This window comes from Roseovarius nanhaiticus, from assembly GCF_900156535.1.
Lineage (GTDB): Bacteria > Pseudomonadota > Alphaproteobacteria > Rhodobacterales > Rhodobacteraceae > Roseovarius > Roseovarius nanhaiticus.
In genome coordinates this window covers 206,523-218,864 of the sequence record NZ_FTNV01000002.1, presented here as the reverse complement: position 1 = coordinate 218,864, position 12,342 = coordinate 206,523, and the positions used below count along the sequence as shown (strand labels likewise).

The window sequence follows — 12,342 nt, the reverse complement described above, 5'->3', positions numbered from 1 at the left end:
ATGCATCCCGCCCCGTCCGTCATCATCTTCACCACCCTCTCGGGTCTCGGCTTTGGTCTGCTCTTCTGGCTCGGCGGCGGCCTCATCGCGCCCACGGGCTGGGTTGGCTTCGTCTTCTTCGCCATCGCCTATCTGCTGGCGGTGTGCGGCCTTGCGGCCTCCACGTTCCACCTTGGCCACCCCGAGCGCGCGCTCAAGGCGTTCAGCCAGTGGCGCACAAGCTGGCTCAGCCGCGAAGGCTGGGCGGCGGTGGCGGCGCTCCTCATCATGGCAGTCTACGGCGCGGGCCTCGTTTTTTTCGATCAGCGCTGGGCGCCGCTGGGCTGGCTGGGCGCCGCGCTCAGCCTTGGCGTCATCTTCACCACCTCGATGATCTACGCGCAGATGCGCACAGTGCCGCGCTGGCGCACATGGCTGACGCCTGCGCTCTTTTTGGCCCTGTCGCTTGCGGGTGGCGCGCTGATGGCGGGGCAGGTGACGCTGGCGATTTTCCTTCTGCCCGTCGCCGCATTGATCCAGATCGTCTGGTGGAGGCGCGGCGACGGCGCGCTCGCCCGCTCGGGCACGGATCTGAAAACCGCCACCGGCCTTGGCCCCATCGGCACGCCCCGCGCGTTCGAGCCGCCCCATACCGGCACCAACTATCTCTTGCGCGAATTCGTGCATGTCGTGGGGCGCCGACACGCGTTCAAATTGCGCCTGATCGCCCTCACGCTGGGCTACGTCCTTCCCGTGATGCTGCTGGGGCTGCCGGCAGGGCATATCGTGGCGGCGCTTGCGGTGCTGTGCCACGTTCTGGGCATCGCCGCCTCGCGCTGGCTTTTCTTCGCCGAGGCCGAGCATGTCGTCGGCCTTTATTACGGCAAGCGTCACGCCTGAATGCCAGGCCGTCATTGTTCCAAAAATACTCGAAAACCGCCCCGAACCCCGCGCGCGATATCTATTTTTCGCCGGACCTTGCAGGCGGGCGGCAGCAGTCTCACCTGCCAGTGATCACCTGAACCAAACCGGAGCTATCATGGATTACCTTTTCGTCGCCCTCGGCCTTGTCGGCCTCTTTCTGGGCGGTGACGCGCTGGTGCGGGGCAGCGTGGGACTCGCGCGCCGGATGGCGATTTCGCCTCTGTTGATCGGCCTCACGGTGGTGGGCTTCGGCACCTCGACACCCGAGCTTCTGGTCTCGGTCGAGGCCGCCCTTGGCGGCGTGCCTGACGTCGCCTTGGGCAACGTGGTCGGCTCGAACATCGCCAACGTGCTGCTGATCATTGGTGCGACCGCGCTGATCTGGCCGATCGCTGTGTCGGGCGCGACGCTCAGGCGTGACACCGGCGTGATGGTGGCCGCCGCACTGGCGCTTATCCCGATATTCGCGCTCGGCGAGGTGGGGCGCGCGGCGGGCTTGGCCCTTGTCACGGCGCTGGCCGGATATCTGGTTTGGGCCTATCTCGCGCCCGGAGATGATGTGCCGGATGAGGCGGACCTACCGCCGCCCATGCCCGCGCCGCGGGCGGCGCTGTGGCTGGTCGGCGGACTGGTTGCGCTGATGCTGGGTGCACGGTTTCTGGTGGATGGCGCGGTCGCCATCGCGGAGGATTTCGGCCTGTCCGAAGCCTTCATCGGCCTTACGATTGTCGCCGTCGGCACGTCGTTGCCCGAGCTGGCGACATCCGTGGTGGCGGCCCTACGCCGCCAGTCTGCCATCGCCATAGGCAATGTGATCGGCTCGAATATCTTTAACGTGCTGGGGATTCTGGGGGTAACGGCGATCATATCGCCCATCCCCGTGGCGCCCCGCTTCCTGGTTTTCGATCTGCCGATCATGATAGCAGCCTCGCTGCTCCTGACCGGGCTGTTGCTGTTGCGCCCGGCCATCGGGCGTGTGCTCGGCGCGCTGATGCTGATCGCCTATATCGCCTATATCCTTTCTGCGCAGGGCTGATCCACAAAAAAGGCCCCGCAGTCGCCTGCGGGGCCTTTCCTTAACCATTATCCCGGCGGGATCAGTCGTTGTCGGACTTGAGTGCCGCGCCAAGAATGTCGCCCAGCGACGCGCCCGAGTCGGACGAGCCATACTGCTGCACGGCCTCTTTCTCTTCGGCGATCTCGCGTGCCTTGATCGACAGACCCAGGCGGTGCGATTTCGAATCCACGTTGGTCACGCGCACGTCGACCTTGTCACCGACCGAGAAACGATCCGGGCGCTGCTCGGCACGGTCGCGGCTCAGGTCCGAGCGGCGGATGAAGGATTTCATGCCCTCATATTCCACTTCGATGCCGCCATCCTCGATCGAGGTCACCGTGACGGTGATGATCGAGCCACGCTTCACGCCGCCGACCGCTTCGGCGAACTTGTCGCCGCCGAGGTTCTTGATCGAAAGCGAAATGCGCTCCTTGTCGGTGTCGACTTCGGAAACGACCGCCTGGACCATGTCGCCCTTGCGGTAGTTCTGGATCGCATCCTCGCCACGCTCGTCCCAGCTGATGTCGCTGAGGTGAACCATGCCGTCGATCTCGCCTTCGAGGCCGATGAACAGACCGAATTCGGTGATGTTCTTGACCTCGCCCTCGACCTCGGTGCCCTCGGGATGCGTCTCGGCAAAGACTTCCCACGGGTTGCGCATGGTCTGCTTGAGACCGAGCGAAACGCGGCGCTTGGCCTGGTCGATCTCGAGGACCATGACCTCAACCTCTTGCGAGGTCGACACGATCTTGCCGGGATGCACGTTCTTCTTGGTCCAGGACATTTCCGAGACGTGAACGAGACCTTCGACACCCGGCTCCAGCTCCACGAAGGCGCCGTAATCGGTGATGTTGGTCACGCGGCCCGTATGGGTCGATTCCAGCGGGTACTTGGCGGCGACCATGTCCCACGGATCTTCCTGCAGCTGCTTCATGCCCAGGGAAATGCGGTGCGTTTCCTTGTTGATCTTGATCACCTGCACCTTGACCGTCTCGCCGATGGCGAGGATCTCGGAGGGGTGATTGACGCGGCGCCATGCCATGTCGGTGACGTGCAGCAGGCCGTCCACACCGCCCAGGTCGACGAATGCGCCGTACTCGGTGATGTTCTTGACGACGCCGTCGACATTGTCACCCTCGGTCAGCTTGCCAATGACTTCGGCGCGCTGCTCGGCGCGGCTCTCTTCGAGGATCGCACGGCGCGAGACCACGATATTGCCACGGCGGCGGTCCATCTTGAGGATCTGGAACGGCTGCTTGAGGCCCATGAGGGGGCCGGCATCGCGCACGGGGCGCACATCGACCTGGGAGCCGGGCAGGAAGGCCACGGCGCCGCCGAGATCGACGGTAAAGCCGCCCTTGACGCGGCCAAAGATGGCGCCTTCGACGCGCTCTTCTGCGGCATATGCCTTCTCGAGGCGATCCCAAGCTTCTTCGCGGCGGGCCATTTCACGGCTGATGACAGCCTCGCCCTTGGCGTTTTCGGCCGAGCGCAGGAAGACTTCGACCTCGTCGCCGACATTGATGTTCGGCTGCTCGCCGGGATCTGCGAATTCTTTCAGATCAACGCGGCCTTCCATCTTGTAGCCGACGTCGATGATGGCCTGGCCCGCTTCGACAGCGATAACCTTGCCCTTGACGACTGTGCCCTCATCGGGCGTGTCCATTTCGAAGCTTTCGTTCAGGAGGGCTTCGAATTCCTCCATAGATGTATCTTGAGCCATGTGGTCTCGGGTTCCTTTTTCGGTTTTTACGGGCCGTGCGGTTGTCTCCGCCGGTCTGGGTGACGTCCACTTGAAGTGAGACGGGTTTCATTGGTCAGGCGATGAGCAAAATGCAGAAAGAGGGCACGGGAGTATCCGGACCCTGCTCGATGACTTTCGCAATTGCGATATGTATCGCCCTGGTGACAGGCGCGCGTATATGGGGAAAGGGCGCGAATGGCAAGGGCCAGACGCGTGCGGGCATCAGCCGGGCGCGCGCGCGGCCTGCACGCGCTCGACCTCGGCGATGGCGGTTGCAACGGCCTCGTCGATGGTCAACTGCGAGGTGTCCAGCAGGATCGCATCCTCGGCGGGTTTCAGTGGGGCGTCGGCGCGGGCGCTGTCGCGGGCATCGCGTTGACGCAAATCGGCCAGGACCGTCTGAAAATCGATGTCATGTCCCGTGCTGGTCAGCTCGGCGAGGCGGCGTGCGGCGCGCACTTCGTCACCGGCGGTGACGTATAGTTTCACATCCGCGTCCGGACAGATGACAGTGCCGATATCGCGCCCGTCCAGAACGGCGCCGCCCGCGCGGGTGGCAAAGGCGCGCTGAAAGTCGATCAGCGCCTCGCGTACTTCGGGGATGGCGGCGACACGGCTGGCGGCCTGGCCCACCTCGGGCGTACGCAGATCCGGCGCGCCGAGGTCTTCGGGGCGCAAATTCATCGCCGCCTCGACGGCGCCTTCGCCGTTCAGCATCCGGCGTCCGGTGGCACGGTAAAGAAGGCCGGTATCGAGATGTGCATAACCGAAATGCGCGGCCAGCTGCCGCCCGACCGTACCCTTGCCCGCCGCTGCAGGCCCGTCGATCGCGATCGTGAATGCCATGGCCTGGTCCGCCCTTTGCCCGCGCGCGCCCCGGTTTGACGCGCCTTGCCTAAGTCTTCGCTGCCATGGCTACCCGATGGGCGCCGGCGCCTCAAGCGCGCGGCGCATCCGCCATCGTGAAATCGTGATGATGGCTGTCCGGCCGCATGGGTATTTTTTCAAGAAAAAACATGGCCCCCAGCGCCAAGAGCTGGCAATCAGTCGTCCATCGGCAGGTTGAGTGTGACGATCAGGCCCGTGGGCTGCCAATCGAAATTCAAGGCGCCCTGCGACGCTGCAATCAGCTTGCCCACGATGTCGGCGCCGCTTTCCTTGTCGGGCGCGGCAACCACGGGGCCGCCAAGCTCGCGCCAGATCATGTTGAAATCGCCCGTGTCGCTTTTGTTCCAAGATAGCTCGACCCGGCCTGTTTCGCTGCCAAGGCTTCCGTGCTTGACCGAATTCGTCGCCAGTTCGTGCAGCAAAAGCGTGAGCGAAGTGACCATGTCGCCGGTCAGCTCAACCTCGGGGCCGGTGAATGTGACCTGACGTTCGCCCAAGGGCGCGTAGGCCAAAAGGAGCGTACGCGCCAGATGATCGAAGTTGAGCGCGCGTGGCCGCTCGCTTGTCAGGGTGTCGAAATGGGTCTGACCGAGGGCCACGAGACGCTCGATCACCTTTTCGCTGTATTCCTGCGGATCGGTCTCGTCCCGGCCCGTCATCTTGATCACAACGCTCATGACGTTGACGATATTCTTGAGCCGGTGGAGCAATTCGGCAGTCCGTAATTCGGCCGCCTTGCGCTCTTTCTCGCGGTGCGACGAGATGTCGAGCTGCGAGCCGAATCGAAAGATCAGCTCGCCGTCCTCGTCGTAGATCGGCCCGATCTGCAGCGCGTTCAGGAATTTCTCGCCATTCTTGCGGTAGTTGATGATCTCGACCATCGTCACCTCGCGCGCGTCCATGGCGTCGCGGATCTGCTGCACGCTTTCGCGGCTGGTCTCTTCGCCTTGCAGGAAGCGGCAATTCTTGCCTATGAAATCGGCCTCATCATAGCCCGTCAGATCGCAAAACGCCTGATTGGCAAAGACGATCGGCTCGTCCGGCTTTGTCGGATCGGTGATGCAAAGCGGCAAGCGGCTGTGCCTGATCGCATGCGCGAATACGTCATTTTCGCGGATCGTGTCATGGGACAGCGACACAGCGTCTTTGAGATCTAGTGACATAGAAACCGTACCTGATCAGGGTCAAGATCCCAATATATATTCTGCCAATCCGGGGCGGACAAGGCCCGTGCGCCATTTGTTCCATGCCGCGCGGGGCCTCAATCATGAACTTTTACTGGGCTGCGCGCATCAAAGCCGCATCCAGATCAACCATCAGATCCATCGGAGACTCGATTCCGATCGACAGGCGCAGCAGATTCGGATGCACGTCGAAACCGGGCCCCGACACTGTCTTGCGGTGCTCGATCAGGCTCTCGACGCCGCCGAGCGATGTGGCGGGGTAGAAAAGCCGGCAATGGCGCGCGGTGTCGATGGCCGTCTGCTCGGTCCCTTTGGTAATGATCGACAGCATGCCGCCGAAGAAGCCTTCGCATTGGCGGCGGGCGATGTCGTGGCCGGGATGCTCCGCCAGGCCGGGGTAGAGCACCTTTTCGACCTGCGGATGACTGAGCAGTTGCTGCGCGATACGGCTGGCGCTGGTGGTCTGACGCTCCACCCGCAGCGCAAGCGTGCGCATGCCGCGGATCAGAAGCCAGGCGTCGAAACTGTGCAGGACCGTGCCGTGCAGGGTGCGGATCGACGCGATCTCGTCCCACATCTCGCCCGCTTCGCGCGTGGCGAGCGATCCGGCGGTGACGTCGGAATGGCCGTTCAGATACTTGGTCGCCGAATGGAACGAGATGTCCGCGCCATGGTCCAGCGCGCGGCAGTAGGGCGGCGGCGTGGCGGTGCAATCGGTGATCAGTTTGGCGCCCGCCGCATGGGCGATCTCGGCGGCGGCCGCGATGTCGGTGACGGTCCAGTCCGGATTGCTGGGCGTTTCGACCCAGACGAGCGCGGTGACGCCCGGCCGCATGAGGCTGCGCATCGCGTCCAGATCGCCGACGGGGTGGAAATCAACTGTCAGGCGTCCGCTGGCGTGATGCTTGCGCAACTGGTGCAGAACGCCGTGATACATGACGCCGGGCGCCACCACATGCGCGCCCATCGGCAGCGCCTCGAGCACGGCATTGGCCGCCGACATGCCCGACGCAAAAAGCATGGTCGAGGCGGCGCCTTCGATATCGTTGATGATTGTCTCGGCCAGTTCGGTCGTCTCGTTGCCGTCGCGGCGGTAGATGTAGGATTGGCGCGGGGCGTAATCCGCACCGCGCGCGTAGGTGGCCGAAAGCTGGATCGCGGGGGTAACGGCGCCGGTTTGCTCTTCGATATGATGGAGCGCCTGCGCGAGGCGGGTCGCCGGGGAGAGGGGCGCGTTGCGGCGGTCTTGGGTCATGGGCAGGCCTTTGGATGCATGGCCGGGCGCAAACGCCTTCGGCGAGAGTACTTTTGGAACAATGAAAGCCGGGCGCGAGAGAGTGGTCCCGCGCCCGGATGGGTTCAGCTCAGCGCGTCCGAGCAGCGCTGGCAGGTGCCGGGGTGCTGGTGTGTGCCGACATCGGGCAGGATTTTCCAGCAGCGCAGACATTTATCGCCGGGGGCTTTTTGGAAGAGGACGCCGATGCCGTCCGACTCGGGCAGTGTGAATGCATTGTCCGGTGCATCGCCCGCCGTGACTTCGATAGAGGAAGTGATGCAGACATCGTCGAAAGGCACCGAGTTCAGCGCCTTTGCGATGGAGGCATCGGCCACGAAGACCTGCGGCGCCGCCTCGAGCGAGGAGCCGATGACCTTGTTCGTGCGCTCGACCTCCAGCGCGGCAGTCACCGCGCGGCGGGCCTGGCGGATGCCGGCCCATTTTGACGCCAGATCGGGGTTCAGCCAGTCCTGCGGCGTTTCGGGGATGTCCTGCAGGTGCAGGGACGAGTCCTTGCCGGGGAACCGCTCGAGCCAGACTTCCTCCATGGTAAACACCATGACGGGTGCCAGCCAGGTGGTAAGGCGGTGGAACAAGAGGTCCAGCACGGTGCGCGCAGCCCGGCGGCGGGTGGTGTCGCCGTCGCAATAGAGCACGTCCTTGCGCACGTCGAAATAGAAGGCGCTGAGATCGAGCGTGCAGAAGTTGAAGAGCGCCTGGGTGACGCCCTGGAAGTCATAGGCGGCATAGCCCTCGCGCACGCGCGTATCCAGCTCGGCTAGCCGGTGGAGGATGAACTGCTCCAGCTCGGGCATCTCGGCAGGCTCGATCCGGTCCGAGTCTTCGAAATGTGCCAGCGCGCCGATGAGATAGCGCATGGTGTTGCGCATGCGGCGATAGCTGTCCGACACGCCCTTGAGGATCTCCTGCCCGATGCGCAGATCGCCGGTGTAGTCGGATTGCGCGACCCAAAGGCGCAGGATGTCGGCGCCGTACTGCTTGGTGACGTCCTCGGGGCTGACCGTATTGCCGACCGATTTGGACATCTTGTTGCCCTTCTCGTCCAGCGTGAAGCCGTGGGTCAGCACGCCGCGATAGGGCGCGCGGCCCATCGTACCGCAGGCTTGCAGCATGGAGGAATGGAACCAGCCGCGATGCTGGTCGGTGCCTTCGAGGTAGAGATCTGCCAGTCCGTCCTCCGAGCCGTCCTCGCGGTCGCGCAGCACGAACGCGTGGGTGGAGCCGCTATCGAACCACACGTCGAGAATGTCGTCGACCTTGTCCCACTCCTCGGGGTTCACGATGCCACCAAGGAACCGCTCCTTGGCGCCCTCCTTGTACCACGCATCGGCGCCCTCGGCCTCGAAGGCCTCGAGGATGCGGGCGTTCACCTCCTCGTTCTGCAGCAGGAAGCCCTCATCAGTGGGTTTCGCGCCCTTGCGGGTAAAGCAGGTGAGCGGCACGCCCCAGGCGCGCTGGCGCGAGAGCACCCAGTCGGGGCGCTGTTCGATCATCGCATGAAGGCGGTTGCGGCCCTTTTGCGGGGTCCATGTCACCAGCTCGTCGATGGAGGTCAGCGCGCGCTCGCGGATCGTCTTGCCGTAGGTGTCCTGCCCGTCGCCCACGGGGCGGTCGATGGCGGCGAACCATTGCGGCGTGTTGCGGTAGATGATCGGCGCCTTCGAGCGCCAGCTATGCGGATAGCTGTGCTTGATCTTGCCGCGCGCCAGCAGGCCGCCGACCTCGGTCAGCTTGTCGATGATGGCCTTGTTCGCGTTGCCCTCCTTGCCCTTGCGGTCGAGGATAAAAGTCCCGCCGAAGAAGGGCAGATCTTCGCGGAAGCCGCCATCGTCCATCACGTTATAGGTGATGACCTCCTGCAGGCGGCCGAGATCGCGGTAAAGCTCGAACTCCTCCATGCCGTGGCTGGGCGCGCAGTGGACGAAGCCGGTGCCTTCCTCGTCGGTGACGAAATCCGCCGCGCGGAAATCGCGGGGCTGGTCCCATTCGCCTTGGGAGCCTTCGGCGCCGGCGAGAGGGTGCTTGAGCGAGAGGCCCGCGAGCTCATCCGCTGGAACACCGCGCACGCGTTTCCACATGCCTTCCTCGAGGCGGGCGCGCTTGAACACCTCGCCCGCCAGCTTGTCAGCCAGCAGGAAGCGATCGCCGGGGGCGGCCCAGCATTCCTCGGGCGTGTCAGTGACCTCGTAGAGGCCGTAGTCGTAATTCGCGCCGTAGACGACCGCCTTGTTCGATGGGATCGTCCAAGGGGTCGTCGTCCAGATGACAACGTTTGCGCCAACCAGATCTCGATTCTCCAGCGCGTCGCCTGAACCCGCCACGGGATCAACTACCTCGAACTTCACCCAGATCGTGAAGCTCTCCTTGTCGTGATACTCGACCTCGGCCTCGGCCAGCGCGGTTTTCTCGACCGGCGACCACATCACGGGCTTGGACCCTTGATAAAGCGTGCCGGTCATCAGGAATTTCTGGAATTCCTCCGCGATGATCCGCTCGGCGCGGTAATCCATCGTGAGATACGGCTTTTCCCATTTGCCGGTCACGCCGAGGCGCTTGAACTCGTCCCGCTGCACGTCGATCCAGCCATCGGCGAACTTGCGGCATTCCTGCCGGAAATCGACGATATCGACCTCGTCCTTGTTCAGGCCCTTGGCGCGATATTGCTCTTCGATCTTCCACTCGATGGGCAGGCCGTGGCAGTCCCAGCCGGGGATGTAGCGGGCGTCCTTGCCCATCATCTGCTGGCTGCGCACCACCATGTCCTTGAGGATCTTGTTCAGCGCGTGGCCGATATGGAGGTGCCCGTTGGCGTAGGGAGGGCCGTCATGCAGGGTGAAGGGCTGACGGTTTCCAGCCTTCTCTCGCAGGCGATCATAGATGCCGATCTCTTCCCAGCGCGCCAGCCATTCCGGCTCGCGCTTGGGCAGGCCCGCGCGCATCGGGAAATCCGTCTGCGGCAGGTTAAGCGTGTGTTTGTACTCAGGAGCGGTGTCGGTGGTGTCGGCGCACATTTCGGGCGTCCTTTATCTCGGGTCTTGGCTTGGATATGAGGGGGCGGCGCGAATGGCTCGAACGCCTTGTCCCGGCGGCTCGGATATCAGAGCGCCGGGCATGTAATTCGAATGATGATCGCAATGAAACGCATCATGAGGGCGTTATAGGGGCGGTGGCGTCCGGCGTCCAGAGGGCGAAAGGAGAGGCGGCAGATGACGAATCCGTTGGCACAATTCGAGGTCAGCCGCGATGATATCGCGCGCGTGGTCAGCCGGTTCTATGCTCAGGTGCGGCGCGATGCGGTCTTGGGGCCGGTTTTTGCGGCGCATGTGGACGATTGGCCCGCACATGAGGAAAAGATCGTGCGCTTTTGGGCCAATGCGATCCTGCGTGAGCGTGAGTATGACGGCAATCCGATGATGGTGCATAAACGGGCGGGGGATGTGACTAGCGCGCATTTCGCCATCTGGCTGGACCTCTTCGACAAGGTTCTTGCCCAGGAGCTGCCGGACGAGACGTCGCGCCGCTGGTCCGCGCTGGCGCACCGGATCGGGCGCGCCCTGAAAATGGGACTGGAGATGCGCGCACCTCAGGGGGCCGTGCCGAACCTGCGCTAGCGGTCGTTTTATCCGCCTGTGTTCACGTGATCCCAGACGCGCCCGATCACGACCGACCCTTCGCCCACGGCGCTGGCCACCCGTTTGACCGATCCGGCGCGCACATCGCCCACGGCAAAGACGCCGGGGCAGGAGGTGGCATAGGGAAAATCCTGGCCCGCCGCCTCGCCGGTCCTTACAAAACCCTTTTCATCGAGCGAGACGAGGTCCGAAAGCCAATCGGTGTTGGGCGCGGCGCCGACCATCACGAACATGCCGCAGACGTCCATGCGCTGCTCGGTGCCATCGGCGTCCACCGTGATCGCCTCCAGCGTATCGCCGCCATGCAACCGGGTCACCTCGGTCCGGCGGTGGAGCGTGATGTTGCTTGTCGCCTCGAGGCGGCTCGACAGGTAATCGGACATCGATGAGGCCAAGCTATCGCCGCGGATCAACACATGCACGTGGCTGGCGGTGCGCGACAGGAACATGGCGGCTTGCCCCGCCGAATTGCCGCCCCCGATGACCACCACTTCGCGCCCCTGGCAAAAGCGCGCCTCGCTTTTCGTCGCCGCGTAGTAGACGCCCGCGCCTTCGAACTCGTCCAGCCGATCCCACGGAAGGCGGCGATACTGCACGCCCGTCGCGATCACCAGCGCGCGGGCGCTGACCTGCCGGTTGTCATCCAGCGTGACGTGAAAGAGCCGCTTGCTGCATTGCGCCAGGGACACGGCCCCGCGCGGCATCGCAAAGCGGGTGCCGAATTTCATCGCCTGTATTTCGCCGCGCCCCACAAGGTCCGCGCCCGAAATGCCAGTGGGGAACCCCATATAATTCTCGATCCGGCTTGACGTGCCGGCCTGTCCGCCGATGGCGGTATCCTCCAGCACCAGGGCGCTCAGCCCCTCGGCGCCGGCATAGACGGCGGCGGCGACGCCCGCAGGCCCCGCGCCGACGATCAGCACATCCAGCACCTCGTCCTTGGGCAGCGCCAGATCGATCCCCAACAGCTGCGCAAGACGCTTGGGCGTCGCAGGCTCGATCAGCTGACCCCTGCCCAGCATCGCCATGGGCTTGCCCGGCTCGGCGCCGCAGGCCTGGGCCAATTCGCGCGCCTCTTCCGTATTCAGCGCGATTTCGCGGCAAGGCAGGCGGTTGCGACCAGCAAAAGCCGCCAGCGCCCGCAGCTCGCGGCTGTCCTCGACGCCGATCAATGCGATGCCAGCCCTCTCGGTTTCGACCATGCGGCGGCGACGTGCGGCAAATACCGTCACGACAATGTCCGACATCTCGGGCATGTCCGACATGAGCCGCAGCATATCGCCGCGCGGAACCGAGAGGAGACGCCCGGAAGAAATCGCGCGATTGCCCAGGATCGCGTTGGCCCCGGTCAGGAAACCCAGATCGCCGGTGAACTGCCCACGGCCCAGAACAGCGCCGCCATAGCGCTGATCTGTTGTGGGATCGAAGGCCTCGATCTCGCCGTCCAGCAGATAGTGAAACTCACCCATCGGGGCGCCGGGGGCGACGATGACATCTCCCTTTGCAAAATCGTGCTCGGATCCCCTGGCGCGCATGGCAGCGACATGGTCATCGCCCAGCGGCGTGCGCACCATCGTGGCCAGATCGGCGGCGAATGATTCCATCGGTGTTGTCCTTTCAGCGGGCTGCCCTTGCGG

At 64.1% G+C, this 12,342-nt stretch carries 8 protein-coding genes and 1 pseudogene; 3 read left to right on the top strand and 6 right to left on the bottom strand.

Going from position 1 to position 12,342, the window contains the following annotated elements:
* Together BW975_RS11220 and BW975_RS11215 are read left to right on the top strand one after the other, a co-directional pair.
* The gene (locus BW975_RS11220) at positions 1 to 879 is read left to right on the top strand and encodes a dimethyl sulfoxide reductase anchor subunit family protein (RefSeq protein WP_076534046.1); all 879 of its coding nucleotides are present in this window, start codon (positions 1 to 3) and stop codon (positions 877 to 879) included.
* Positions 880 to 1,018: 139 nt separating this feature from the next.
* The gene (locus BW975_RS11215) at positions 1,019 to 1,939 is read left to right on the top strand and encodes a calcium/sodium antiporter (protein WP_076534044.1); all 921 of its coding nucleotides are present in this window, start codon (positions 1,019 to 1,021) and stop codon (positions 1,937 to 1,939) included.
* Between the two features lie 61 nt (positions 1,940 to 2,000).
* On the opposite strand, the pseudogene rpsA reads toward BW975_RS11215, so the two are convergent.
* The 5 genes and pseudogenes from rpsA to ileS all read right to left on the bottom strand — a co-directional run.
* Positions 2,001 to 3,695: pseudogene (gene rpsA, locus BW975_RS11210) on the bottom strand (30S ribosomal protein S1); the annotation flags it as partial.
* Positions 3,696 to 3,926: 231 nt separating this feature from the next.
* Complete coding sequence (locus BW975_RS11205; protein WP_076534040.1) at positions 3,927 to 4,550, bottom strand: (d)CMP kinase; 624 nt, start codon at positions 4,548 to 4,550, stop codon at positions 3,927 to 3,929.
* 197 nt (positions 4,551 to 4,747) lie between these two features.
* Positions 4,748 to 5,755 (bottom strand): PAS domain-containing protein, encoded by a 1,008-nt coding sequence (locus BW975_RS11200; RefSeq protein WP_076534038.1) that lies wholly within the window; start codon positions 5,753 to 5,755, stop codon positions 4,748 to 4,750.
* Positions 5,756 to 5,867: 112 nt separating this feature from the next.
* On the bottom strand, positions 5,868 to 7,031 hold the full coding sequence (locus BW975_RS11195; RefSeq protein WP_076534037.1) for a trans-sulfuration enzyme family protein: 1,164 nt from the start codon (positions 7,029 to 7,031) through the stop codon (positions 5,868 to 5,870).
* 104 nt (positions 7,032 to 7,135) lie between these two features.
* Positions 7,136 to 10,084 (bottom strand): isoleucine--tRNA ligase, encoded by a 2,949-nt coding sequence (gene ileS, locus BW975_RS11190; RefSeq protein ID WP_076534035.1) that lies wholly within the window; start codon positions 10,082 to 10,084, stop codon positions 7,136 to 7,138.
* A 195-nt stretch (positions 10,085 to 10,279) separates the two neighbouring features.
* Between ileS and BW975_RS11185 the strand changes: the two genes are divergently transcribed.
* Positions 10,280 to 10,684, top strand: a complete 405-nt coding sequence (locus tag BW975_RS11185) for a group III truncated hemoglobin (RefSeq protein WP_076534034.1) — start codon at positions 10,280 to 10,282, stop codon at positions 10,682 to 10,684.
* 8 nt (positions 10,685 to 10,692) lie between these two features.
* On the opposite strand, the gene BW975_RS11180 is transcribed toward BW975_RS11185, so the two are convergent.
* A complete protein-coding gene (locus BW975_RS11180) occupies positions 10,693 to 12,309 on the bottom strand; it encodes an FAD-dependent oxidoreductase (protein ID WP_076534032.1) in 1,617 nt (538 codons plus the stop codon).
* Positions 12,310 to 12,342 lie beyond the last annotated feature (33 nt).

Excerpts from the sequence above, each read along its gene's own strand:
- BW975_RS11220 (WP_076534046.1), top strand. The coding sequence starts at position 1 with ATGCATCCCGCCCCGTCCGTCATCATCTTCACCACCCTCTCGGGTCTC.
- BW975_RS11215 (WP_076534044.1), top strand. The coding sequence starts at position 1,019 with ATGGATTACCTTTTCGTCGCCCTCGGCCTTGTCGGCCTCTTTCTGGGC.
- BW975_RS11205 (WP_076534040.1), bottom strand. The coding sequence starts at position 4,550 with ATGGCATTCACGATCGCGATCGACGGGCCTGCAGCGGCGGGCAAGGGT.
- BW975_RS11200 (WP_076534038.1), bottom strand. The coding sequence starts at position 5,755 with ATGTCACTAGATCTCAAAGACGCTGTGTCGCTGTCCCATGACACGATC.
- BW975_RS11195 (WP_076534037.1), bottom strand. The coding sequence starts at position 7,031 with ATGACCCAAGACCGCCGCAACGCGCCCCTCTCCCCGGCGACCCGCCTC.
- ileS (WP_076534035.1), bottom strand. The coding sequence starts at position 10,084 with ATGTGCGCCGACACCACCGACACCGCTCCTGAGTACAAACACACGCTT.
- BW975_RS11185 (WP_076534034.1), top strand. The coding sequence starts at position 10,280 with ATGACGAATCCGTTGGCACAATTCGAGGTCAGCCGCGATGATATCGCG.
- BW975_RS11180 (WP_076534032.1), bottom strand. The coding sequence starts at position 12,309 with ATGGAATCATTCGCCGCCGATCTGGCCACGATGGTGCGCACGCCGCTG.